The following is a 3,440-nucleotide window of genomic DNA, read 5'->3' on the forward strand; positions in this document are numbered from 1 at the left end:
TAATTAATAATTAATAATTAATAATTAATAATTAATAATTAATAATTAATAATTACCTCTTCTTTTCAAGGAGAGGATTTACTAAAAGGAAAATTTTTTTTATTTTTTCCCCTTAAAAGGGGAGGCGCATACCCACAATTTATCGGTAAAATGGTCTCCTATTGGTTATTAGGAAAAAAGTAATTTTGAAGAAGGATTCAGGAGGACCGAGTCAGGAGTCAGGAGTTAGAATAAATGGCTTAAACACCAGTTTTTAGTGAGGTGGGAAATTCTCTTTTTTTGCTCAAGGGACATTTTTAGAAGTCAGAAGTCAGGAGTCAGGAGTTAGAATAAATGGCTTAAACACCAGTTTTTAGTGAGGCGGGAAATTCTCTTTTTTTGTCACAGGAACATCTTCTGTAAAGTCTTTTTATCGCCCTTATTATTAGTAGTATAGCAATTCTCATATTGGTGAGGTACAAAATTCGTTTGTTTTAGGGATTAAGGAGTAGGGGGTAGGGAGTAGTAATTCGAGAAACATGGGATAGAAAAAAAGAAAAAAACTTTATATCACTAATTTGATAAACGCTATATTCTTTTTTCAAAATGGTATAATATCATTTCCCTTGGGGCGCGTTTGTGTAAACCCAAGCATGAATATATATAGGAAATTTAAGTTTTTTTTCTTGCTATTAAACCTTCCTGACTCCTGACTCCTTCTTCAAATTATTTGAGTGATTGAAAGACTTTGCACATCATGTTTATTTGACTAAAAACCAAGCTTCAGCTCAATAAATACAGAAGAACTATTTCTCCTAGTTTCTAATTCCTAACTCCTGACTCCTGACTTCTTCTTCAAATTATTTGAGTGATTGAAAGACTTTGCACATCATGTTTATTTGACTAAAAACCAAGCTTCAGCTCAATAAATACAGAAGAACTATTTCTCCTAGTTTCTAATTCCTAACTCCTGACTCCTGACTTCTTCTTCAAATTATTTGAGTGATTGAAAGACTTTGCACATCATGTTTATTTGACTAAAAACCAAGCTTCAGCTCAATAAATACAGAAGAACTATTTCTCCTAGTTTCTAATTCCTAACTCCTAACTCCTGACTCCTGACTCCTTCTTAAAAATTACTTTAAATTTGATAAATAAGTAGCTTTAGCGATCGCTACTAATTTCATTCCTGGAGGATAACAACCTTCTGTTTTAATACGCTTAATTTCTGCCTCTGAAATATTCAATTTTAAGTATCTATTGATTGCCCGGACAATATCACTCCGGTCTATTATACCTGCTACTGCTCCAGCAGGAGAAAGAACAGTTATATGTTTTTGCTGATGAAATTCCATACAGTTAATAACTTCCACTAAACTAGCTTTCTCCGAAACAGTAACTATCTGATTTAGCGGACATATAATCATCCTTAAAGTTTGAGTATCCCAATAACTCCTTTCAATAAAATTAATAGCATCAGAAGAAACTAAACCAAGATAACGACCCTCGCTAGCAGCAAAATAAATGGAAAATTTAGAACTTTTCAAAAAATATTTATCTGAGAATTGACTCAAAGTCAAATTTGCATCTACCACACGAAAATCTCGCGTCATTGCTTCTACAGATTTAATTTTAATTAACGCTTCTTCTAAATCAATTATCCGGCGATAAAATTTGGCATTACGCATAGCAAACCAACCAATTAAAGCCAGCAAAAAACCACCATAACTCTGAGTTACTAAAACTAAAATCGACCCCAAAACAATTCCGAACCATCCTAAACCTTGACCACTTTTAGCCGCCCATCTTACCCCAACAAAACGACTACCAGTTATTTTCCAAATAGCAGCTTTTAATACTTGTCCACCATCTAAAGGTAAACCAGGCATCAGATTAAAAATAGCTAAAATTAAATTAATTTCTGCTACCCGATTTATTAGTTCACCAACCAAGCTTGATGTGGAAAAAAAAAGGCTAGTTAAACCCAATAAAAAAAACAAAACTAAACTCACTAAAGGTCCAGCGATAGCCACTTGAAAAGCTTCTCCAGGAGTTCGATATTCTCGATCTATTCCAGCAATTCCACCAAACAAAAATAACCTGATAGAATTAACTTTCATCCCTTGAGAAATAGCAACTAAACTATGAGCTAATTCATGTAATAAGACAGAAAAAAACATTAGTAGAGCAATTACTAATCCAGCTCCAAAAGCTAAAAATAATCCCCACTCTTGATAGTCTTGCATATTAATATATGTTATCCACAGTAAAATGACGAACCACGAAGAATCCAAAAATAAAGGGATACCAAATAAATTACCAATTCGCAAATCTGCCTGCATGAAGTTTTGTTTGATTATTTATTTATTTATTTAAACTTTGACTTGTTCTACTATATATAATTTATCTAGTGCTAGGATATTTCCTTATATTCAATATCCGTAACGGTTTTAGCCAGAGGTAATTATCCGTAAGCATTCAGCCGTCAGCTATTAGCTATCAGCTATTAAGTTATTAATTTTGAGTCCGCGTAAAAGCAACCTTTGAAATTGAGAAAGAATAAAAAGTTACCCCCAAAGTACCCTGATTATACCAATTTGAAAAAAGAATGTTACAAAAAAGGTAGACCTGTATCGGATATGCTTAAAAATAGCTAGTCTAGTTCATTTTAGATATTTATTTATGTCGTTTTTCCATTTTTTTAAATATTTATCCCTTCTTCGTTATTCCCTCTTCCTTCTTTCGTAGGGACGTTGCATGCAACGTCCCTACCATTTGTAACAAACATTTATCAAATTGTTATTACACCTTAGAAGTAATTATTCATTACTAATTGCTGATAGCTGACTGCTGGCTAACTGCTAATAGCTGAATACTTACAATTATCCATTATCAATTAATGAACTGTTGCCTAAAAGCGACCAGGTTTTTTTACGCAACTCAAATGCAATTACTATATATTTAATACTAATTCTCATGCATTATTGTTATACTTAGGCAGCACTTCACTTATTAAGTAATTAACACAGACTGAATAACTTTTTTGATAATTATTAGCTAGTTATTGTTAATTATTCTTGTTTTTACTTCTCCCCTACTCCCCTACTACCCCACTCAATAAAATGTAGAAAAGTTTTTGAGAAATGGTATAAGTGGTGCTTCACTTATTAAGTAATTAACACAGACTGAATAACTTTTTCGATAATTATTAGCTAGTTATTGTTAATTATTCTTGTTTTTACTTCTCCCCTACTCCCCTACTACCCCACTCAATAAAATGTAGAAAAGTTTTTGAGAAATGGTATAAGTGGTGCTTCACTTATTAAGTAATTAACACAGACTGAATAACTTTTTCGATAATTATTAGCTAGTTATTGTTAATTATTCTTGTTTTTACTTCTCCCCTACTCCCCTACTCCCCCACTCAATAAAATGTAGCAAATATTTATCAAATTAGTATA

1 protein-coding gene is annotated in these 3,440 nt (G+C 32.3%); it reads right to left on the reverse strand.

From position 1 onward, the window contains the following. Positions 1 to 1,115: 1,115 nt before the first annotated feature. A complete protein-coding gene (locus D5R40_RS31320) occupies positions 1,116 to 2,321 on the reverse strand; it encodes a site-2 protease family protein (protein ID WP_124147670.1) in 1,206 nt (401 codons plus the stop codon). Positions 2,322 to 3,440: the final 1,119 nt, after the last annotated feature.

The sequence above is a fragment of the Okeania hirsuta genome, assembly GCF_003838195.1.
GTDB classification, from domain to species: domain Bacteria; phylum Cyanobacteriota; class Cyanobacteriia; order Cyanobacteriales; family Microcoleaceae; genus Okeania; species Okeania hirsuta.